Raw genomic sequence first — 20,426 nt, 5'->3', positions numbered from 1 at the left:
GTCAGCGCCTGGCGTCGCCGTCCGGGGCGGGCCCGTCACCCTGCGGATCGTCGGCTGGCCCGTCCGCCGGCCCGCCGTCGGACGGGTGGCCGGCCCCGTCGTCGGACCGACCGGCGGGCGAGGCGCCGTCGGGACCGGGCGTGGGCGTTCCGTCCCCGGTTGCCGTGCCCCCGGAGGCGTCAGGCAAGTCCTCGCCCGGCTCCTCCCCCTCCGGCTCCTCGAAGCCTCCGGACAGGAGCCGCTGGAGGGCCGCATCGACGTCGGCGTCGGAGGAGTCGAGCAGCCGACGTCGTCCCGCGAAGCCTGCGGGATCGTCGAGGTCCTCAGCGGTGGGCAGCAGATCGGGATGCTGCCACAGGGCGTCGCGCCCCTCGATGCCGCGTTCCTCGGTGAGGAGGGACCACAGGGCCGCGGCGTCTCGCAGCCTGCGCGGCCTCAGCTCGAGTCCCACCAGCGAGGCGAAGGCATGCTCGGCCGGGCCGCCGGTGGCCCGACGGCGACGGAGCATCTCCCGCAAGGCACCCGCCGACGGCAGATTCGCCGCCGCTGCGGCGGTCATCTCGTCCACCCACCCCTCCACGAGGGCGAGGGTGGTCTCGAGCCGCACAAGGGCGGCGTCCTGCTCAGGGGTCCTCTCCGGCATGAAGACGCCCTGCGACAGGGCGCCCTGAAGGCTCTCGGGGTTGGTGGGGTCGATGTCACGGGCGGCTTCCTCGATCTTGCCCATGTCGATGTGGATGCCCCGGGCATAACGCTCGATGCTGCCGAGGAGGTGGCCCGTGAGCCAGGGGATATGCGTGAAGAGCCGGACGTGCGCCGCCTCGCGCACCGCGAGGAACAACTGGACTTCCTGCTCGGGGATGTCGAGTCCCGCACCGAACGCCGCCACGTTGGCCGGGAGGAGGGCCATCCGCCCGTCGGCGAGGGGGACACCGATGTCCGTCGACCCGACGACGTCCTTCGACAGCGCACCGACGGCCTGCCCCAGCTGCATCCCGAACATCGCGCCGCCCACGTTCTGGAGCATCGAGGCGGGACCGCCCATCATGCCCATCATCGACTTCATCTCGTCGGGAAGCTGCCCGGTGATGGCATCGGAGAGGGCCTTGGCGATGCTCGTCGCCACGGGCTCGGTGAGCCGACGCCAGGTGGCCATCGTGGCCTCGACCCATTCGGCGCGCGACCACGCACGGCCGAGCTGTCCGGTGCTCGGGAACTCTGTCACGGGATCGAGCCACAGCTCGGCGAGTTTCAGTGACTCGTCGACGCTCCGGCGCTGGAGCGAGGTGACCGAGGGATCGTTGTCTGATGCCGCCACCCGCCGGGCCTGCTCATGGGCCATCTGCCAGTTCACGGGTCCCTCGCTCGGCGCGGAGAACATCGCCTGGACCTGCTGCATCATCATCGCCATCGCCGCAGGATCGGAGGGGAGCCCGGCCGCCTTCGCGATCTCCTGGGGGTCGAAGCCCCCGGCCCCGCCGCCGAACATCTTCGCCAGCATCTCGGACAGCGGATCCTGGGGTGTGTCGTCGTCGTTCGAAGGGTTGGATGGGTTGGTCACTGATACCACCGGTCCTGGGGAGTAGCTTGGGGATCCGGGCAGGAGGGGGTTTCCGCTCCCGCCGGCTGTTGGATACACGCTACCGGCACGGCATCGCCGCTGTCCCTCGGGCCGTCGGCCGTTCGCTGAGGGCAAAGCCCACCCCGGGGTTCGGGCAGCAGTCGACGGCGCCGGGAAGGGCCGGGCGGCGGACGGACGGCATCCTCCCGGATCGACCCCGGCCTGAGCGTCTACTCTAAGTAAGCCGGAAGACGCTGATCGCGCCGTCGCACGGCACGCGCCTACAGAGAGAAGCACAGTGACGCAGCCTGTCCACTTCGAGACGTACAGCCCCGAGGGACCCGCCCGGCCGAGGGATCCGCGCTTCCGCGCCATGGCCGTCTCCGGGAGCCTCGCCGTCGTCCTGTGCGCGACCGCCGTGCTGCTGCCGTCGCCCTACATCATCGAATCGCCCGGCCCCACCTTCAACACCATCGGGGAGGTCGACGGCCAGGCCCTCATCCGGGTGGAGGGGAGGGAGAGCTTTCCCCCCGAGGGCGAGCTCGATCTCACCACCGTCCTCGTCAGCGGTGGTCCGAACGGCCGGGTGAACGTCCTCGACACCTTCCGGGCCTGGGCTGATCCGGACATGGACGTCCTGCCGGAGCAGCTGGTGTACCCGGAAGGGACGACCTCCTCCGACGTCCAGGAGCGGAACGCCGTGGCCATGACGTCGTCGCAGGAATCGGCGATCGCCGCGGCCCTCTCCCACGAGGGGATCGAGTTCACCGAGGAGCTGTCCGTCGCGGGGCTGGCGGATGATTCCGCGTCGGAGGGCATCCTGGAGGTCGGGGACATCCTGCGCACCATCGACGGGCGCGGGATCGAGAACATCGAGACCCTCCGCAGTGTGCTGGCCCAGGCGGGCGGCGCTGCCGCCACCCTGGGGATCGTCCGGGACGGTGCGGAGATGGAGGTCGCGGTCACGCCGAAGGAATCGGCCGAGGGGGAGTTCCAGCTGGGTGTCCTGCTCGCCTCCACCTTCGATTTCCCCTTCGACGTGTCCATCCAGCTCGACAACGTGGGTGGTCCCTCGGCCGGCACCATGTTCGCCCTCGGAATCGTCGACAACCTGACGGAGGGCGACCTCACGGGCGGCAGGCACTTCGCGGGCACCGGCACGATCGACTCCGGCGGCGTCGTCGGGCCGATCGGTGGGATCGCCCAGAAGCTCGTCGGGGCCCGAGCCGGTGGGGCGGACTTCTTCCTGGCACCCGCCGGCAACTGCGACGAGGTCATCGGCAACATCCCTGACGGCCTGACGGTCGTGAAGGTCGAGACGCTCGGCGACGCCGTCGACGCCGTCGAGACGTTGGGTGCCGGCGGCGATGCGTCCGACGTGCCCGCCTGCTGACGCTCCGCGAAACGGTGCAGCCGTCGCCCGGCCACCGCACGACACGGTTCGGTGACGATCCCGACGCCCTCGAGGCGGGGCGGGAACCTAATTGGTCGGGCCAAGCGTGAACAGGGCAGAATGAAATCACGAAGGGCCTGACTGTGCGCTCTCCTCTGCCCCCGCCCGGGCGGGGAGCGGTGCGCAGGACCGGTCGGCGTGACCCGCAGCAGCTAACGATGAGGTAGATGTGACATCCGGACCAGACCGTCCGTTCGGCAGTAGCCCGAGCCCAGCACGTGGAACCACCAGCAGGCGCCGCAGTCCGCTGATACCGACGATCATCGTCGTGGCGGTGATCGTCATCGCCTTCGTCTACCTGTCCCAGGTCTATGCTGACGTGCTCTGGTACAACCAGCTCGGGTTCCTCGAGGTCTTCGTGACGGAGAACCTGACGCGCATCGTCCTCTTCGTCGTCGCGTTCCTCGTCATGGCGGCGGCCGTGTACTTCAGCCTGCGCATCGCGTTCCGCAACAGGCCCATCTACGCGCCGGACAGTGCCATCCAGGACAATCTCAACAGGTACCAGGCGCAGCTCGAACCGATCCGCCGGCTGCTGATGCTCGGTATCCCCGTGGTCCTCGGAGCCTTCGCGGGCACGGCCGCCTCCTCACAGTGGCAGCAGGTCCTGCTGTTCATCAACCAGGAACCGTTCAACCGTCAGGACCCGGAGTTCGGTCTGGACTACGCCTTCTACATGTTCACGCTGCCGTTCCTGAACTTCGTGACGGGGTTCCTGATCAGCGTGGTCATCATCAGCGCCATCGCGACGATCCTCACGCACTACCTCTACGGCGGCATCCGCCTCGAGGAGAAGGGCCTGTTCACGACCAAGGCGGCCCGCGTGCAGATCGCCGTCGTCGCCGCCCTCTTCCTGGTGCTGCAGGGCGTCAACTACTGGCTCGACCGCTACGACACCCTGCTGAACCAGGGCACCTGGGCCGGCGCGCTGTACACGGACGTCAATGCCGTCATCCCCACGAAGGCCATCCTCGCGGTGGCTGCGATCATCGTCGCCGCCCTGTTCGTGGCCTCCGCGTTCGTCGGCCGCTGGCGGCTGCCGCTGATCGGGACCGCGATGCTCATCATCACGGCGCTGCTCGCCGGCGGCGTGTACCCGGCGGTCGTGCAGCGCTTCCAGGTGCGTCCCTCCGAGCTCAGCCTCGAGGACGAGTTCATCGAACGGAACATCCAGCTCACGCGTGAGGCCTACGGGCTCGACCAGGTGGAGGTCGAGGCGTACTCACCGGAGTCGATCCCGGCCGCGGGCGCGCTGGGCGAGGACGGGGAAACCACCGCGAACATCCGCCTGCTCGACCCGAATCTGGTCTCTGATGCCTTCAGTCAGCTCCAGCAGTTCCGTCAGTACTACCAGTTCCCGCAGACCCTCAACGTCGACCGGTACGAGATCGACGGCGAAGTACAGGACACCGTGATCGCGGTGCGCGAGTTGGACACCAACGGTGTGCCGGACGGCTGGGTCAACGAGCACGTCTTCTACACGCACGGCTACGGTGTGGTCGCCGCAGCCGGCTCGACCGTGGAGCCCGACGGCCGCCCGTCCTTCCTGCAGTCCGGCATCCCCTCGACCGGTGTGCTGGGCGACGAGTCCACCTATGAGCCGCGCATCTACTTCGGCGAGGAATCCCCCGAGTACTCGGTCGTCGGAGCGCCGGAGGGCCAGGCCCCCGCCGAGATCGACCGGCCGCAGAACGAGAACTCCGACAACGAGTCCCGGACGACCTTCAGCGGAGAGGGCGGCCCCAACGTCGGCAACGCCTTCAACCGCCTCGTCTATGCCCTCAAGTTCCAGTCCACGGACCTGCTGCTGTCCGACCAGGTCAACGGCGATTCGCAGATCCTCTATGATCGCGATCCCGTGGACCGTGTGCGCAAGGTCGCTCCGTATCTGACGCTCGACGGCAACAGCTACCCCGCGATCGTGGACGGCCGCGTCAAGTGGATCATCGACGGGTACACCACCAGTGCCAGCTTCCCCTACTCGATGCAGCAGGAACTGGAGCAGGCGACGCAGGATTCGCAGACCGCGGAGGGCCTGGCCACGGCGCTGCCCGCGGAGCGCGTCAACTACATCAGGAACGCCGTGAAGGCCACCGTGGACGCGTACGACGGTTCCGTGAACCTGTACGCGTGGGACGATCAGGATCCGGTCCTGAAGTCGTGGCAGAACGTGTACCCGACCTCGCTGAAGCCCTACAGCGAGATGTCGGCCGACCTCATGGCGCACGTGCGGTACCCCGAGGACCTCTTCAAGGTGCAGCGGGAGCTCCTGGCGCGCTACCACGTCACCGACACCGACGCGTTCTACAACAACAGCGAGGCGTGGAGCGTACCCGCGGACCCCGGCGCGGGGTCCGACAGCACGACGACGGCGTCCACCCCGCGGCAGCCGCCGTTCTACCTCACGCTCCAGATGCCCAACCAGGAGGAGGCGGCGTTCTCGCTGACGACGCCGTACATCCCGTACGTGCCCGTGGGTCAGACGCCGCGGAACGTGCTGTACGGTTTCCTCGCGGCCAACGGTGACGCCGGCACGGGCGAGGACGGCGTCAAGAACGAGAACTACGGCAGGCTGACCCTGCTCGACAGCTCGGGCCAGGATTCCGTGGTCGGTCCCGGACAGGCCCAGAACCTCTTCAACTCGGACACGACCGTGTCGCAGGAGCTCAACCTGCTCCGGCAGGGTGCGTCCGAGGTCATCAACGGCAACCTCCTGACGCTGCCGATCGGCGGCGGGATCGCGTACGTGCAGCCCGTCTACGTCCAGTCCTCGGGCAGCTCGTCCTTCCCCGTCCTGCGGCGGGTCCTGGTCAGCTTCGGGGAGACCGTCGGGTTCGCACCGACCCTCGCCGAGGCACTGGACCAGGTGTTCGGCGGCAACTCGGGGGCCACGACCGGCGACGAGGAGAACGTCGGGGAGACCCCGGACGACCCGGCGGCGCCTCCGGCGGAGGGTGGGGACGGGGGAGCGACACCGTCGCCCGCACCCACGCCTTCCGAGGGCGGAACCCCCGGTGGCGCGACCGGAGACCCGGCCGCCGATCTGCGGGCAGCACTCGCCGACGCGAACAGCGCGATCCAGGACGGTAACGCCGCCCTCGAGTCGGGCGACTTCGCAGCCTATGGTGAGGCCCAGGACCGCCTGGAGCAGGCCATCCAGCGGGCGCTCGACGCCGAGGAACGCGGCGCGGCTGCGGCCGGACAGTAGCCCGAGCGCCCCGGGCAGCCGCCCGATTTGCTTCTCCACCCCGCGGCCGGTAACGTTAGTTACACGCCGCGGGGTGGAGCAGTTCGGTAGCTCGCTGGGCTCATAACCCAGAGGTCACAGGTTCAAATCCTGTCCCCGCAACGGAAAAGAAGTCCGGTCCACCATCTAATGGGCCGGACTTCTTGCTTTCCCGGGCGCCCGCGCCCGAAGTGTCATGGCGCGGGCGTGCCTTCGATGGCGAGGATGGTGACGTCGACGTGGCCGACGGCCAGGCCGCTCGCCCTGATGACGTCGATGGCGACTTCCTGCACTTCACGGGCCAGGTCGAGCGCAGGTCTCGAGATGTTCGTCGCCAGCTCGACGTGCAGGTCCAGGACGCCGTCGGTGAGGGAGAGAACCAGCCCGTCGCGGGTAGCGACTGCCGGGGGCGGGGTGTCGGGCCGGACGTTCCGGGGGAGTTGGCTGACTGACGCGACTTTCCAGCGCGTCAGGACACTGCGCATGGTCGGTTCCAGGCGGACGACGCCCGGGTGCCGGCCGAGCGCGGTGCCGAGCGTGTCGGCGATGGAGTCGAGATCGACGACCCGCGCATGGAAGGGCTGCTCAGACGTCATAGAGATCCTCCACACCGATGTCGATCTGTTGCATGGTGATCCCCGTCTGCGCCTGCACGATGGTGCCGACCCGTTCGCGTAGCAGAGTCACGGTGGCGGGAATCCTCACCTGGGAGGACAGCGCGACGGTGAGCGTGATCCGCACGTCCTCGCCGTCGACCGCCGCCGTCGACGGCGGCCCTGCCGGTGAGGTCTGTGGTTCCCGGGTGCCGGCAGTGGTGCATCGGCGAGCGCGGACGCCGGGCAGGGTGGAGGCAGCAAACCGGATCAGGCCGGTGAGTGCCTGTTCGCTGATGTCGATGGTCCCCCGAGGTGTGGTGCCAAGGGGAACACGTCGGCTGCGCCGTATCTCCGCCCGGGCGACCATCAGGATCGCTGCCCGCACTCGACGGCTCGGTCGCAGGGCCGGGTCACTGCGGTCACGGTCGCGCATGGACCTGGTGACCGCTTCGAGGTGCTCGAGGGCGGCTCGCGCGCTCCGACAATCCCGGCAGGTTCGTTCGTGGATGCTGGCCGGTCGGTCGATGGATTCCCAGACATCGTCGATGATCCGTCCGCACCCCAATCGGGGCTGCCCCTCGTTCATCGCCATGGCTCCATCCCTTCTGCAAGAATCCGTCTGGTCCGGGCGATGCGCCCTCGAACCGTACTCTCCGGCAGTCGCACGATCGCTGCGATCTCGGTGTAGGAGAACTCATGGACATCGCGCAGTAGCCAGCAGGCCCGCGGACCGGCCGGGACTGCCCGCACGAGACAGGCAAGGGCCTGCATCTGCGCTTCCGCCTCGTAGCGCAGCGCCGGGTCCTGGCAGATCCCACCTCCGCGCGCATCCCATTGATTCCTGAGTTCGGCCTCTCCTACGGCGGAAGCGCCGTGGGAGCCACCGGGTACGGGCTCGTCGTCGAACGAGTCAGGGGCAGCCGGGTGGCGTCTGCGGCTTCGGAGGTTGTTGAAGCATTTGTTCGTGGCCGCACGGTAGAGCCAGGGGGTGAACGCCTGGGGGGCTGCAAGGTCCGGCAGGCCCCGCCGGGCGGCGATGAACGTCTCCTGCACGATGTCCTCGGCTTCCGCATAATCGTCGAGCATCCTGAAAGCCAACCGGAACACCCCGCCCTCATGGGTGGAGAGCAGCCATTCGAAGGCGTGGACATCGCCGTTCTGCGCTCGAGCGACGATGGTGAGCTCGTCCAGGTCGTCCAGCGCCTCCGCCGACGCCAGGACTGCAGGGTGCCCGGGAGCCTCGGTGGCAAGGGCCGTACGAGACGCGCCCTGCACAGGTCCAGTGCCCGATTCAAGGACCTGTCCAGGGCTCGGTCCGGAGCCCGCGTGCAGTTCCGAGGGGGATCCCGCCGGGGAGGAAGGCCGGTGGCATCCAGGCTCGGGTCCCATGGCACCTGCCCCCTTCCGGACCTCACTGCAGCTCTGCAGTTGCGGCACGTCGACGTGCTGCTCAGCATAGGGGGAGCACTTCGTGCCCAACAGTCGTCCGCACCGGATCGAGGAAAATATGTGGCCTGTCGACGTGACGTTTCGGGCTTGCTGGTGTCTTTAAGGGTGTACGGCACCAACACCTCACACAGGAGGATCGATCGACATGACAGAGGATCAGAGCACCGCAGCACGTCGGGCAGCAGTCGTCCCCAACACGGGCGAGGAGCAGAAGCGCCAGGCGGAGCAGTCCCGTGAAGCCGAGCAGGCACGGCCGGTGGGCCCGCTGCAGACCAGCCAGGGCAACACCACCATCAACGAGACCGTCGTGCAGAAGATCGCCGGCATCGCCACTCGCGAGGTCCCCGGCGTATACGCCATGGGCAGTGCAAGCCGGCGCGCGTTCAGCAGCATCTCCGAGCGCATTCCCGGATCACGGACGAACGTCAGTGGCGGGGTCACGGTGGAGAAGGGTGAGCGTCAGGCAGCTGTCGATCTCAGCATCATCGTCGAGTACGGTGCCTCCATCGTCGAGGTCAGCCAGATGATCCGCCGCAACGTCATCTCCTCCGTCGAGGAAGCCACCGGCCTGGAGGTCCTCGAGGTCAACATCAACGTCACCGACGTGCACCTCCCCGACGACGAAGAGCACGATACGGACGAGCCGGCCCATGCAGCCCTGCAGTAGCACTCGCGCGGTGGTCCGGGGCCATGACCGCGCTCCCACGCCGGTGATGGCCACGGGGCCGGGCGTCGACGGATCCTTGCAGATCCCTCCTGTCCGCCGCCCTCCGGGCAGCGGACCTCGTGTGAATGCGCCCGTGGAGGGCGCTGTACGGAAAGGCAACCGATCATGAGCACAACAGCTATGGGACTGCTGGCCGGCCTCGTCCTGGGATGGGCTGCGGCCTTCGGTGGCTTCTACGAGTTCGTCGTCGTCGCGTTCTTCGGTGCCGTCGGACTGATCGTCGCCCGCGTCATCGACGGCAAGCTCGACCTCGGATCCCTGACCGGACGCTCCACCACCCGCAGGTGAGCGACATGGACGACATCACCGAAGGGAGAACACCGACGGAGAGCTCCGCCAGGCACTCTCGGACGCCCCCCTCCCCGCTGCGCTCCACCGCCTCGCCGACGTCGACCGGTTCCGATCCGTCGACACGGGGGACCCTGGTCATCGCTGAGCGCGCGATCGAGAAAGTGGCGAGCAACGCGGCCTCGAACGTCCCGGGCGTCAGCGGACCCTCCGGCGGTTTCCTCGGTCTCGGTGCCCGCCACAGCGACACGGCGCGGCCGAAGGCCGCCGTGCAACTCAACGGACTCATCGCGTCCCTCCGTCTCGAGGTCGGCATCACGTACCCGGCACCGCTGAAGCAGACCAGCGAACTGTTGCGGGAGCGGGTCCGCGAGGAAGTCTCACGGATCTGCGGACTCGACGTCCGGCAGGTCGACATCGACATCGACACCCTCGCCGACCTCACGAAGAGTCAGGGCCGAAGGGAGCTCGCATGAGCCGCCCCGCCACCCCACCCAGCAGAACGCAGTCGCTGCACCGACGGTCCAGCCGCTCGCTACCCGCGACGCTCACGGCACTGGTCCTGCTCTCGGCAGCGGTGGCCGGAGCGTGGATGGGCATCACCCGGATCGCGACCGGCTCCTGGCCGGACTTCCTTCGCTCAGGGCGCGAGGCCTCTGCTTCCCTGACCTGGAACAGCCCGACCGTGATCACCGCATCGATCATCGCGGCCCTGCTCGGACTGATCCTGCTCCTGGCAGCCCTGCTGCCGGGCCGGCACAGCACTGTTCGACTGAACGAGCCGGACGGCCGTCGGGCAGGCAACTCCGAGGCGGTCCTCACCCGTCGCGGGCTCAGCAAGATCGCTGCAGCGCACGTCGATCGCATGGACGGGGTCGACCGGAGCTCGGTGACGACCACTGCCAAGCGGATGGACGTCAGCGTGCGCACACCGCTGCATGACGCAGGCGACCTCGGCAATCGCCTTCAAGCGTCCCTCGACACCAGGATGGACGATCTGGGAATCACGCCGAAACCCGTCATCAGGGTGCGCGTCGGCACGACCAACGACTGATGCCACCCGTCGGCGATGACCGACCGAGGACCACCCACCACTCACGACGGCATTCAAGGGAAGAAGGAACTCATGAGGGAAACTGCCGGACGGCTCAACCGGACCTGGCTGGCCATCATCGGGCTCCTCGTCCTTCTCCTCGGCGCGGCCGGGCTCCTGCTGGCCAGTGGGGCCGCCGCCACCGTCACCGGGGCCCTGAACGCCGGATTCATTCCCGCGCGACCCTCCGACACGGTGGTTCCGGCCGGACTCCGTGACGCCTTCACGGCCGACGCGGCGCCCCTCGTCCTGACAGCCCTCGCCGTGCTCGTCGGATTTCTGGCCCTGCTATGGCTACTCGCACAGGTCCCACGCCGGCATCCTGCCCGCACCTTCCGGCTGCACACCGACGACGGAGGCACCGGTTACACGCGGTGCGAGCCCAAAGTCCTCGCCGAAGCCGTCGAGAACCATGTGCTACGACTCCCCGGAGTCACCGGAGCAGACGCGTTACTCAGGGGAAGCGCCACCGAACCCGATCTGTTCCTCACGGTCCGCGTCGACGACCGTGCGGACCTGCAGGACCTGCTGCACCTCATCCACACCGACGTGGCAGCAGACCTCGAAACGGCCCTGGAAACACCGCTGCGCAATCTCGCTGTCCTGGTCACCGTCGGGAACCAGCAGCGCAACGACAGCACTGCCGTCCTCTGAGCACAGCCCTCGTCGCCCCGAGGCCACCGACGATCGGAGGGGGTGACGGGCAGCAGACCGGGTCGAGCGCCGCGGTCATTCTCCTGGCTCGACCTGTGACTGCGCGGCCGCGACACGCCACTTCGCCCAGGGCCAGATGCCGTCGATCTCCACCTCGAGGGAGAAGCTGAGCGCTATGCGGATCGCGACGATGCCCGCGAGCACCGCCACGCTCTGCGGGGTCTGGTCGACGAGGATGGTGCGGATGATGTCGGCGACGATGAGGATCTCCAGCCCGAGGAGGATCGCACGGCCCACGTTCCGGCGTAACCGCTCGTACGCCTTCCCTCGGGAATCCGCTCGCCGCATCGACGGCACCGCGGCCACGAGGGCGAATCCGGCGCCGACGATCATGATCAGTGCGCCGACGACCTCGATGACGAGGACCCCGACGGAGACGACCTCCTCAAACACGCTGCGTGTCCCTCGCCGGCGGGGCCACGCCGACGACGGGCTCGCCCTCGACCCGCACGTCCACCTCGACGGCCGGCGGCCGTTGCAGCAGTTCGAGCAGCAGGATGGCGATCAGCGCGGCGGCCGCCGTCCAGAGGGTCACCCCCGGCGTCAGCGGCCTCACGAACAGCACGATGGCCGCACCGATGACGGCGATCCCGATCCGGATGTACCGGCGCGAGCTGTAGAGGAACGCACCGAACCTTCCGGTGGTCGCTCCGTTGCTCTCCGCCGCCGCGCGTGCCCGCCTGGCCGTGTCGACCGTCAGGCGGCGCACCGCCACGGCGCCCCGGAACGGCCCCGCGAGGTAGGCGACGACGGCCGTGGTCACGCCCGCCACCCCGACGGCGAGGGCCGTCGAGTAGAGCAGGGGGACGAGGGCGTCATAGATCGCCTCGGCGGCGCCCGACGGCATGTACTGCGGTGAGAGCGCGGCGACCGTGGCGACGCGTCCGATGGCCACGCCGAGGGCGAGGAACGCCATCGCGACCGCCAGACCGAGACCGGCCCAGATCAGCGCCCGTGCCCTCCTCCGTGCGACGAGGACGCCGGCGGCGAGCAGGGCGATGCTCACCCAGGGGAGCACGAAGCCGAGCACGTCGACGGCCTGGTAGGCCGAGCGGGCCTGGACGAGCTCATCGGACTGGGCCACGACGATCGTGCGGTCGACCTCGGGGATGCGGTCGGCCAGTGAGAAGCCCTGCGCCGTCAGCTGCTCCTTGACCGCGGCGACGATCGGTCCGAGCTGGATGCCTACCTCGCCCGCGTCGCTGATCACGACGGCGCCGGAGGTGTCTCCGCTGAGGGCGGACGTCAGCCCGTCGTGGCTTCTCCTCAGCGCCTGGTCCCACACCTGTTCGAAGGCGTCGGAGGCGATGAGCTGCTCGGTCGTGGAACGGATCAGCGACTGGGCACCCTCCACGGCCGGCTGTTCGAGCAGCTGGAGCGCGGTGGCGGCCCTCGGCGGGAGGTCGAGGGTGGCGATCCCGTCGAACAGGTCCGAGGTGATCGTCTCGATGTCGACGCTCTCGTTGATGGCCGCGGTGATCTCATCGACCAGGTAGGACTGGAAGGCCGGATCGTCGAGGATCGGGGACACGGTGGCGACGAACTGGTCGGTGTTGGTGACTTCGGCCTTCGTCCACGCCGCGACGACGGCGAGCGGGGCGAGGAGCACCCCGAGCGCGATCAGCAGCACGGCGAGGAACGCCCGCCCACGTCCGGTCCGGCGGACGCGTGCGGGCGGTGGCGTCCCGACGGGATCGGCGTGGAGCTGCGACTGCAGCCGGGCGATCTCCGCCGACAGCCTTGCGATTTCCTGGTCTCGGGTCTCGGTGACATGCATCTGCACTGCGCCTCTCGAGTCGGAGGATGGCGTGGGAGTACGCCTGGGATTCGGGCCGGCCTGCCGGGCGCTCGGGGCGGCGAGGGGTCCGCCGGTCCACGAAGGTCGAGGCGGCGGACCCTCACCACTTCACGAGGACCTCGGCGTGGAGCCGCCCCGGTCTGTCACTCGGCCACGATGTCGCGGCCGTGGAGGACGGCCGCCCAGATGACGAAGATGTCGAGCGCGATGACGGTCAGGCTCCACAGCGGGTAGTAGGGCATCCACACGAAACTCGCGACCATGCTGACACAGGCCACGATGACGGCGACCGTCCTGGCCCAGGTCGCACCCTGGAACAGGGCCACGCCGGCGACCGCCACGACCACGCCGAGGATGAGGTGGACCCAGCCCCACGTGGTGATGTCGAACGCCAGGACGTACTCGGGCAGCACGACGTAGAACGTGTCGTTCAGGAGTGCGACGATGCCCTGGAAGGCGTGGAAGACGCCGATCATGATCATCAGGGTGCCGGCGAGGACGGTCACGCCGACGGCTCCTTCGCTGCGCCGGGAGGTGGATTGGTCGAAGTTGGTGGTCGAGGTCCTGCTGTCGTTCGACATGCTGACTACTCCTTGGTCGGGCCCCCCGGGGGGACGCATTGGCTACCGGACCTGCCCTTGCGGGTAGTCCACCGTGGCCCTGCCCGAGGCCGGGCCATGTGTACACCCCGAGAATCCTGCACGGCGGCTGCACCCGCATCACCCCAAGATGGTGAGCACGCGGATGGTGGTCGGCGGGCGGCAGGGGGCTCACGGCCGCCGGGCCGGGGGAGGGTCATCCGCGCCGGATGATGCGCCGCCCGGCGGGACGTGGGCCGCCACGTAGGGGGAACGGCTTCGACGGACACGGAACAAGTCCGGCCCACCATCGGGTGGGCCGGACTGCTGGGTCTCGGTCTGCCGCGGCATCGCGGGCGCCGCCAGTGGCGGAGGAGGGGATGGACCCGGACGCGGGCTCAGCCCTGCGAGAGGGCCTTGAAGGCGCTCAACGCCCGCTCCCGGCTCTCCTTGAGGTCCACGACCGGTTCAGGGTAGCTGGGTGCCGCTCCCTTCCATGGCTCGTGGATGTTGTCGGCGTCGGCGAGTTCAGGGACGAAGCGGAGAAGATACCGCCCCTCGCGGTCGAACTTCTTGCTCTGCAGCACCGGGTTGAAGATCCGGAAGTAGGGACTGGCATCCGCCCCCGATCCGGCCACCCACTGCCAGCTCGCGGCGTTGCTCGCCGCATCGGCATCGACGAGGCAGTCCCAGAACCACCGTTCTCCCACGCGCCAGTCGATCAGGAGGTTCTTGATGAGGAATGACGCCGTCGCCATGCGCACCCGGTTGTGCATCCAGCCGATCTCCCACATCTGGCGCATACCGGCATCGATCAGGGGGTAGCCCGTGCGGCCGCGCTGCCAGGCTTCCAGCTCCGACTGCGAGGAACTCTCCCACGCGAAGGCATTGAACTCGGGACGATAGTTGACGGTGGCGAGCTCGGGATTGAAGTACAGGAGCTGCCAGCTGAATTCGCGCCAGCCGAGCTCGGACCCGAAGACGCGGATGTCCTCCGCCGTCGAGCTGTCCTTGTGGTCCTGCGCCGCGTGCCAGACCTCGAACGGGCTGATCTCGCCGAAGCGCAGGTGGGGGGAGAGCATGCTGGTGCCCTGGACCGCGGGGAGATTGCGGTTGTCCTTGTAGCCGTGGGCGGCACCGTCGAGGAAGTCGTCCAGACGGGCGTGGGCGCCGGCCTCGCCCGGTGTCCAGGTCTCCCGCAGGCCCTGCGCCCAGTCCGGCGCGGTCGGGAGCAGTCCCCAGGCGTCCAGATCGTCGGAAGCCAGCTTCGGGCCCCTGAGGGACGTCGGAGCGGGCAGGGGAGTGCGCGGGGTCCTGAATGTGAGGCAGGCCCTCCAGAAGGGCGTGAACACCTTGTAGGCCTCGCCCGCGCCGGACACCACCTCCCACGGTTCGTACATGAGGTTGGCCTGGAAGCTCGTGGCCTCGACCCCCTGGTCCGTCAAGGAGGTCTTGAGCGTCGCATCCACGGTGCGTTCGACCAGACCGTAGCGCCGGTTCCAGAGGACCGACCGCGCCGACGACTCCTCGACGAGCTGCGGCAGGACCTCCGCCGCCGCCCCCCGCCGCAGCACGAGCGGTATTCCGAGCTCGCCGAGGGACCCGGCCAGTGAGGCGAGCGAGTGGTGGAGCCACCAGCGGGACGCGCCACCCAGGGGGCGGATGCCGTCGGTGCGATCATCGAGCACATAGCAGGCGACGACGTCGTCGCCCTGCTCCGCCGCCCTGGCGAGCGCCGGGTTGTCGGAGATCCGAAGGTCGTCGCGGAACCACACCAGTGTCACAGCCATGCATTCAATCTACCGGCGGGCTCCGACAGTCCGGGCCGCGGACGCAGCAGGGGACCGCAGCCTGACGGCTGCGGTCCCCTGCTGTCCATCCTGGTCCTGACCGGTCACTGGCCGGACCGGACCGGATCAGTAGGTGGTCTCGCTCCTTGTCGCCGGAGCGCCGGTGGCGGCGCTCGGGTCGATGGCGGCGTCGGCATCACTGTCGGCGCCCTGGCCGATCGCGGACTGCGACCCGGAGCCGGACTTCAGCGCCGCGAGGCGGGCTTCGATCTCGGTCTGCTCCCCGAGGTCCTCGAGGCTCTCGAACTGGGCATCCAGGCTGGACGATACGAGTTCCTGCTGACCGCGGACCTTGGCCTCCTCACGACGGATCTTCTCCTCGAAGCGGCCCACCTCGCTCGTCGGGTCCATGAAGTCGATGCTCTTGACGGCGTCGTGCACCTGCTGCTGGGCCTGCGCGGTGCGCGAGCGGGCGATCAGCTGGTCACGCTTGACCGTGAGCTCGTTGAGCTTGCCCCTCATCTGGTTCAGGCCGGTCTTGAGCTTCTCGACGATCTCCGTCTGGGAGGCGATGGTCGGCTCGGCGCCCTTCGCCTCGTTCTCCGACGCCATCTGACGCTGGATCGCGACCTTGGCGAGGTTGTCGAACTTCTGGGCGTCGGCGGTGTCGCCGGAAGCGCGGTACTCATCGGCCTTGCGGGAGGCGGCGAGGGCCTTGTTGCCCCAGCTGCGGGCGTTCTCGATGTCCTCGTTGTAGTCGTCCTGCATCATCCGCAGGTTGCCGATGGTCTGGGCGACGGCGCTCTCCGCCTCGGCGATGCTGTTGGTGAAGTCCCGGACCATCTGGTCCAGCATCTTCTGCGGATCCTCCGCCTGGTCGAGCAACGCATTGATGTTGGCCCGGGTCAGTTGAGCCATCCTGCCGAATATCGACTGCTTTACCATTGATTTCCCTTTCGATTCTGCGAATGATCCTTGTGTCCGGCCGCCCGAGGACGGCTAGAAGTCGCCGAAGCCGCCGCCGAAGTCCCCGAAGCCGCCCCCGCCTCCGCCGAAGCCGCCGAAGCCGCCTCCGCCGAAGCTCCCGCCGTCACCCCCGAAGCCGCCGCCGAAGCCGCCGCCGTCGTGGTGCCCGCCGCCGAAGCCACCGCCGTTGAGCAGGCCGCCGAGCAGGATGCCGCCGAGGAGGGCGCCGCCCATCCCGTCGCCGCCGCGACCTCCGTACCGGCCGCCCATGCCCATGCCCATGCCTCCGCCGCCGAAACCGTCGACGTCCTGCTCCGCGAGCTGGGCTGCCTGCTCGGCGAGCATGGTCGCCTGCTGGGCGTGGGACAGCGCGGTCACCGGGTCCGAGCGCTGGAGGTCGACGGCGTAGTCGAAGTTGCGTTCGGCTTCGGCCAGGCGGGTCCGGGCTTCGCTGCCCACGCCGCCGCGACGGGCACGGATGTAGTCGGCGGTCCCGGAGATGCTCGACTGCGCCGCGATCAGCGCGTGCTGGAGGGCGTCCTGTGCGCGCCGGGTGTTCTCCGCCTGGTCGCGCACGCCACCGAGCGCGGCGTCGAGCTGTGCTTGTGCCGCCTCCAGGCGCTGGAGCAGGGCCAGCGGATTGCTGCGCCCGTTCTGCCGCTCCTGGCGCACCGTCGCGACGGCGGCCTGGAGGGCCGCAATGGGTCCGGCGAGGTCGCGGTACTGCCCCGTGCGGTCCATGGCCTGGGCCTGCGCGAGGTCCTGCTCGCTGTCGGGCAGCGCGCGGTCGAGCTCGCGCTCGGCGCCGCCCAGTTCCTCCGCGCGCTTGTCGATCGCATCGAGCAGGACGGTGCTCTGGTGTACCGACTCCTCGGCAGCGCGGACGGCGACGACGGCACGCCCGGTGTCTCCCTGGGCCATCCGCGCCTGCGCCTCGGTGGCCGCGCTGCCCACGAAGGCCAGGCGCTCGCGGGCCTGCTCGATGTTGTCGGATACCTGGGTGGTGGCCGACTCGAGGTAGCGGGCCTGCAGGGTCCGCAGGGTCCCCTCGGCGGCGGAGAACCGCCGGCCGGCCTCGTCGGCGGCGGACTGCGCACGGCGCAGGGCGTCCGGTGCGTTCCGCTCGAGCTCGCGCAGCGCGTCGAAGTCCTCCTTGTGCTCCTGCAGGGAGGCATTCACGTCCTCGCACCGGCGGATGATCTCCCCGAGCCATTGGCGCTGCTGCTGCTCGGTGTCCGGGATGTGATCGTCGAGCTGCTGCTGGAGTTTGAAGGACTCGCCCATGTGCTGCTTCGCGGTCGCGATGTCCTGGGAGAACGTGGCGATGGCCTCGGCCCCGTACTGCGCCTCCGCGAAGCCGAGCTCCTGCTCGCTGGACTTGATGGCGTCGTCGGCGGCGATCAGGAGGCTGCCCGCCCGCTTGCGCAGGTCCTCCACGCTCAGGGCCGCGAGCGGATCCACGATCTCGCCCTCGGAGGACGGTACCGGCCCGTAGCCGTATTCCTCGCGCTTGCGCTGCGCGCTGCCGGCGCCGCTCCTCTTGAGCAGCATGTAGCCGCCGGCACCCGCTACGGCGACGAGCCCGCCGACGAGCACCAGGCCGCCGAGGCCACTGCCGCCCGAACTGCCGCCGTCCTGGGACGTCCCGTCACCCGGGGAACCGCCGGTCCCGCCGGCGAGCGCCTGATCGACCCCCTCCACCGCTGCGAGACCGCCTCCCAGCCAGTCATCGGCCTGCAGTTCCGGGATGACGTAGCTGGTGCGGATCTCCTGGACCGAGGGGTAGATCCCCGACTGCTCTCCGGCCACGAACCCCACCTCACGCTGGTCCACCGCGACGGCCAGGACGGCCTCGTCGGCGGACGACGCGTTCGCGATGGCGACCTCCTCCGCCCACTGCCCGGCGTTGCTCGGGTTCTCGAAGGTGTCGACGTAGGCCACCCGGACGGTGAATCCCTCCGACGCCTGCAGGTCTGCGACGGCGGCTTCGAGTTCGCTCTCCTCCTCGGGGCTGAGCACTCCGGCATTGTCGATCACGTAGTCCCCGGACGGGAAGGTGATCGGTTCGTCGGCGAACGCCGCGGTGCCCGAGACCAGTGGGATCGCCACGACGGCGCCCAGCACAGCAGAGACGCGGGTGCGCCTGCTCATCATTCGCATCTTCGACCCTTCAGCACGTCCTCCGGGCCTGTCCGGTCCCAGGACTGAGGCCGGTGGATGCCGGAGGCTCCCTGTCTTTCCGATTCTATGGTTGGCGTGGGGGAGCGTCCACCATCGACACCTATGCCCCTAGCGAAAGGCACGGCCTCCATCGACGCCGGACGGCGGTGCACCCGCGCCCTGGTCGGGGATGTCGGAGGATACTGGGGTCAGGACCCGGACGGCGGCGTGCCGCAGCAGCACATCTCCAGCGACTTCCCAGATTCCGCACAGCGGACGCATGCGGAAGGCTCAGGGAAAGTTGTCATGATGTTGTCAACAGCAACGAAAGGACCCCCATGAACGAGCAGCCGGGTAACCCCGACCGACCCCTGCCTCCCCAGCCGCAGACTCCGCCGTCGTGGGGCACGGGCGCATCCCACCCCGTGACGGGGACCCAGCCGGTCGCTGGACCGCCCACCGCGCAGCATCCTGTCACCGGTCCGGAGCCGACGCTCGAACCGCAGGGAGGGTCCCAGCAGGCAGGGTCCCAGCAGGGAGGGTCCGTCTCCCGTCCCGGCTCGCACCCCGCCTACACGGGACACCAGCCCTTCTACGGCGAGCAGAACCGGGCCCACGGCCATGCCGAGCCGAACGCCGTGGGCCGCACGGGGAGCAGGGGGCGTCGGCGTGTGGGCATGGCCACCTTCGCCGCGGGCGTGCTCGCTGCCGGGCTGGTCGGCGGAGGCGTCGCGGCAGCAGGCCTCGGCGCCCTCGACGACGATCCGACGGCGGGGATCTCCCAGGCCGCGCCCGAGTCGATCGTGGTGAACAACACCGACGACGTCAACACCATCACCGGAGCGGCCGTCAAGGCCTCGCCCAGCGTGGTCACGATCGCGGTCAGCGGCGGGACCTCCGGCGGTTCCGGCTCCGGGATCATCCTCGACACCGACGGGCACATCCTGACCAACACGCATGTCGTGACCCTCGGCGGCCAGGTCTCCGACCCGGCCGTGGAGGTCAAGCTCAACGACGGACGGGTGTTCCCGGCGACGGTCGTCGGGACCGACCCGCTGAGCGACCTCGCCGTCATCAAGATCGACGCACCGGACCTCACCGCCGCCACCCTCGGCAATTCCGACGAACTCAACGTCGGAGACACGGCGATCGCCATCGGCGCCCCGCTGGGTCTCAGCGGAACGGTCACGGACGGCATCGTCTCGACGCTGAACAGGACCATCAGCGTGGCGTCCTCCGCCGTGCCGGAGGAACAGCCGGACAGCGGGCAGTCCGACGACGGCGAAGGATTCAACTTCCTGCCCCCGGGCGGTTCGAGCGGACAGCAGCCGCAGGCGCAGGGGTCCATCTTCCTCAACGTGATCCAGACCGACGCCGCCATCAACCAGGGCAATTCGGGCGGCGCGCTCGTCGACGCGGACGGCCGGATCATCGGCGTCAACGTCGCGATCGCGTCGGGCGGCTCCGGGGAGTCCACGGGCAACATCGGAGTGGGCTTCTCCATCCCGATCAACTACGCGGACCGCATCGCCCAGGAGATCATCGCCGAGGGCGAGGCGACGCACGGCTTCCTCGGGGTCAGCGTCACGCCGGCCGGGAGCGACGGAGCCCAGAGCACGTCCACCTTCCCCGCCGGAGCGCTCGTCGAACGGGTCGAGCCGGGATCACCCGCGGAGGACGCCGGGCTGCAGGTCGGCGACGTGATCACCAGGGTGGGCACCTACACCATCAGCGACCCCCAGTCCCTCACTGCGGCGGTCCGGATCCAGACGGTCGGGCAGCAGGTGCCGATCGAGGTGGTGCGGAGCGGTGAGTCCCGGTCGGTGGACGTGACGCTGGCGCAGGCTCCCACGCAGTAGCGGACACCGAGCACGCCGACGACACGGCAGGTCGGCGCCCGAGCAGGAGGCGGTCCCGGATCAGGGACCGCCTCCTGCTCGTTGACCGGTAGGAGCGGGAGCGCATGCGGTCGCGGTGCGCCAGCAGGACCTCGGTCCGTGTCACCCCCACTATGGTTAGCTAGTCGA

The 20,426-nt window shown here is 69.2% G+C and carries 18 protein-coding genes and 1 tRNA gene; 9 read left to right on the top strand and 10 right to left on the bottom strand.

Annotated elements, in window-relative coordinates:
* Position 1: 1 nt before the first annotated feature.
* Positions 2-1,501, bottom strand: coding sequence for a zinc-dependent metalloprotease (locus tag AC4D2F_RS05310; RefSeq protein ID WP_490910522.1), 1,500 nt, complete (start codon positions 1,499-1,501; stop codon positions 2-4).
* A gap of 358 nt (positions 1,502-1,859) precedes the next feature.
* Between AC4D2F_RS05310 and AC4D2F_RS05305 the strand changes: the two genes are divergently transcribed.
* From AC4D2F_RS05305 to AC4D2F_RS05295, 3 genes are all read left to right on the top strand, one after another.
* Entirely contained in the window at positions 1,860-2,954 is a 1,095-nt protein-coding gene (locus AC4D2F_RS05305; RefSeq protein WP_258069726.1) for a YlbL family protein, read from the top strand.
* Positions 2,955-3,282: 328 nt separating this feature from the next.
* Positions 3,283-6,222, top strand: a complete 2,940-nt coding sequence (locus AC4D2F_RS05300; protein WP_490909758.1) for a UPF0182 family membrane protein — start codon at positions 3,283-3,285, stop codon at positions 6,220-6,222.
* A gap of 67 nt (positions 6,223-6,289) precedes the next feature.
* Positions 6,290-6,363 (top strand) — tRNA-Met (locus AC4D2F_RS05295).
* Positions 6,364-6,434: 71 nt separating this feature from the next.
* Here the strand turns inward: AC4D2F_RS05295 and AC4D2F_RS05290 are convergent.
* From AC4D2F_RS05290 to AC4D2F_RS05280, 3 genes are read right to left on the bottom strand one after another with little or no spacing between them, the layout of a single operon-like run.
* Positions 6,435-6,836, bottom strand: coding sequence for a hypothetical protein (locus tag AC4D2F_RS05290; RefSeq protein WP_490909757.1), 402 nt, complete (start codon positions 6,834-6,836; stop codon positions 6,435-6,437).
* Positions 6,826-7,428, bottom strand: coding sequence for an Asp23/Gls24 family envelope stress response protein (locus AC4D2F_RS05285; RefSeq protein ID WP_490909756.1), 603 nt, complete (start codon positions 7,426-7,428; stop codon positions 6,826-6,828). The genes AC4D2F_RS05290 and AC4D2F_RS05285 overlap by 11 nt, the downstream gene beginning before the upstream one ends.
* Positions 7,419-8,111: an RNA polymerase sigma factor gene (locus AC4D2F_RS05280; RefSeq protein WP_181033557.1), complete on the bottom strand. Its 693-nt coding sequence runs from the start codon at positions 8,109-8,111 to the stop codon at positions 7,419-7,421. Before AC4D2F_RS05280 ends, AC4D2F_RS05285 begins: the two co-directional genes overlap by 10 nt.
* A gap of 319 nt (positions 8,112-8,430) precedes the next feature.
* Here AC4D2F_RS05280 and AC4D2F_RS05275 point away from each other — a divergent pair, with 319 nt between their 5' ends.
* From AC4D2F_RS05275 to AC4D2F_RS05255, 5 genes are all read left to right on the top strand, one after another.
* The gene (locus AC4D2F_RS05275) at positions 8,431-8,952 is read left to right on the top strand and encodes an Asp23/Gls24 family envelope stress response protein (RefSeq protein WP_104165954.1); all 522 of its coding nucleotides are present in this window, start codon (positions 8,431-8,433) and stop codon (positions 8,950-8,952) included.
* Between the two features lie 165 nt (positions 8,953-9,117).
* A complete protein-coding gene (locus AC4D2F_RS05270) occupies positions 9,118-9,300 on the top strand; it encodes a hypothetical protein (RefSeq protein ID WP_104165952.1) in 183 nt (60 codons plus the stop codon).
* A 5-nt stretch (positions 9,301-9,305) separates the two neighbouring features.
* Positions 9,306-9,776, top strand: a complete 471-nt coding sequence (locus tag AC4D2F_RS05265; protein WP_490909755.1) for an Asp23/Gls24 family envelope stress response protein — start codon at positions 9,306-9,308, stop codon at positions 9,774-9,776.
* Positions 9,773-10,354, top strand: coding sequence for a DUF6286 domain-containing protein (locus AC4D2F_RS05260; RefSeq protein ID WP_146067396.1), 582 nt, complete (start codon positions 9,773-9,775; stop codon positions 10,352-10,354). Before AC4D2F_RS05265 ends, AC4D2F_RS05260 begins: the two co-directional genes overlap by 4 nt.
* A 72-nt stretch (positions 10,355-10,426) precedes the next feature.
* Positions 10,427-11,047, top strand: coding sequence for an Asp23/Gls24 family envelope stress response protein (locus tag AC4D2F_RS05255; RefSeq protein ID WP_104165946.1), 621 nt, complete (start codon positions 10,427-10,429; stop codon positions 11,045-11,047).
* Between the two features lie 75 nt (positions 11,048-11,122).
* On the opposite strand, the gene AC4D2F_RS05250 is transcribed toward AC4D2F_RS05255, so the two are convergent.
* The 6 genes from AC4D2F_RS05250 to AC4D2F_RS05225 form a co-directional block, all read right to left on the bottom strand.
* Positions 11,123-11,500 (bottom strand): DUF1622 domain-containing protein, encoded by a 378-nt coding sequence (locus AC4D2F_RS05250; protein ID WP_258069725.1) that lies wholly within the window; start codon positions 11,498-11,500, stop codon positions 11,123-11,125.
* Positions 11,493-12,884 carry a hypothetical protein gene (locus AC4D2F_RS05245; protein ID WP_490909754.1) on the bottom strand — a complete coding sequence of 464 codons (1,392 nt, stop codon included), beginning with the start codon at positions 12,882-12,884 and terminating at the stop codon, positions 11,493-11,495. The genes AC4D2F_RS05250 and AC4D2F_RS05245 overlap by 8 nt, the downstream gene beginning before the upstream one ends.
* A gap of 164 nt (positions 12,885-13,048) precedes the next feature.
* On the bottom strand, positions 13,049-13,486 hold the full coding sequence (locus tag AC4D2F_RS05240) for a DUF7144 family membrane protein (RefSeq protein ID WP_219815682.1): 438 nt from the start codon (positions 13,484-13,486) through the stop codon (positions 13,049-13,051).
* A gap of 395 nt (positions 13,487-13,881) precedes the next feature.
* A complete protein-coding gene (locus AC4D2F_RS05235) occupies positions 13,882-15,273 on the bottom strand; it encodes a cryptochrome/photolyase family protein (RefSeq protein ID WP_490909753.1) in 1,392 nt (463 codons plus the stop codon).
* Positions 15,274-15,399: 126 nt separating this feature from the next.
* Positions 15,400-16,218, bottom strand: coding sequence for a PspA/IM30 family protein (locus AC4D2F_RS05230; RefSeq protein ID WP_490909752.1), 819 nt, complete (start codon positions 16,216-16,218; stop codon positions 15,400-15,402).
* Positions 16,219-16,272: 54 nt separating this feature from the next.
* Positions 16,273-18,390, bottom strand: coding sequence for a TPM domain-containing protein (locus AC4D2F_RS05225; protein WP_490909751.1), 2,118 nt, complete (start codon positions 18,388-18,390; stop codon positions 16,273-16,275).
* Between the two features lie 347 nt (positions 18,391-18,737).
* Between AC4D2F_RS05225 and AC4D2F_RS05220 the strand changes: the two genes are divergently transcribed.
* Positions 18,738-20,258, top strand: coding sequence for a S1C family serine protease (locus AC4D2F_RS05220; protein ID WP_490909750.1), 1,521 nt, complete (start codon positions 18,738-18,740; stop codon positions 20,256-20,258).
* Positions 20,259-20,426: the final 168 nt, after the last annotated feature.

This window comes from Arthrobacter sp. TJ-263 (assembly GCF_058269155.1).
This window is presented reverse-complemented; position numbering and strand designations above follow the sequence as displayed.